This is a genomic window from Desulfosporosinus sp. I2, from assembly GCF_000960765.1.
GTDB lineage: Bacteria > Bacillota > Desulfitobacteriia > Desulfitobacteriales > Desulfitobacteriaceae > Desulfosporosinus.
The window spans coordinates 1-1084 of the sequence record NZ_JYNH01000286.1 but is presented as its reverse complement, the minus strand read 5'-3'; the positions used below and the strand labels follow the sequence as shown (position 1 = coordinate 1084).

Genomic DNA, 1084 nt, shown 5'->3' with positions numbered 1-1084 from the left:
ATAAAATTATTGTTAGATTGTCAAGAAAGACCTTGCTGCGATATATCGAATAAGAAGGCAAAACTGGAAGATAATATACCAAAATTCCTGTATTTTGGTATAAAAAAGCCTTATAATTAGAGATGGAGTAGTTCTTGTCCAAATCTAAGTATAAGGATAAACAAAATGCAGGACAAGAATACCACGAAATCCACACTTTTTCAATTGTTGGGGCCAATTTTATCTCAGGATCTTTGGCGAAAAATTAGTCGGAAAGTTGAGTCCGTTGATAAGTATGTTAAGAAGTTAAAAACCGTTCAACTCGTCCAGCTGGTGATCAACGCCGAAATGCAGGAATATACAAGTCTGGATGAGATCAGCAACAGTTTAAACAAAGATGCGTTTTCCAAAGCCATCCACTTGGACTCCATTAGTACTTCTCAGATTTCTCGACGATTCAGAGAAATGTCAACCGATGTTGCAGACCTTATCCATAAAAGCATTGTGCAAACGTTAGGAGTAGAACAGGGTTTCAAGGCTCTACGTCAATCCTTAGGTCGCCTCTACTTGATCGATGCTTCAACCATCAGTCTTTGTCTTTCTCAATATTTATGGGCAGATTTTAGAGAGACGAAAGGTGGCGTGAAGCTCCACCAACGGATTCGATTTGATGGCGATCCTATACCGGATGAAGCCACGATTACAGTCGCTCGTAAATCTGACAAAAGCCAACTGGAGTTCCTGATTGTTGAGGATGAGGATGCCTTAAACGTTTTTGATCGAGGATATTTAGAGTATAAGCAGTTTGATCGTTATTGCAGAGATGGCATTCGTTTCGTCACTCGATTAAAAAATAACGCCTGTGTCGAAGTCCTGAGAGAACTTGAGGTTGACGAAGAGAGCGTCATAGAAGAAGACCTCATCGTACGTCTGGGTAAAGGGAAAAAACGAATGGAACACGACTTACGGCTTGTGATCACGAAGGATACCGAGGGCAAAGCCATCATGATTTTAACCAACGATTTTGACATGACGGCGGAAGAGATTGGTGATATTTATCGTTACAGGTGGCAAATCGAGCTTTTCTTCAAATGGATCAAGCAAC

General features: G+C 40.6%; 1 protein-coding gene. It reads left to right on the top strand.

Annotation, left to right across the window (positions count from 1 at the left end; all coding sequences use genetic code 11):
• Positions 1–165 precede the first annotated feature (165 nt).
• Positions 166–1084: IS4 family transposase (locus UF75_RS25705; RefSeq protein ID WP_045577352.1), on the top strand; the 919-nt coding region annotated here is incomplete at its 3' end.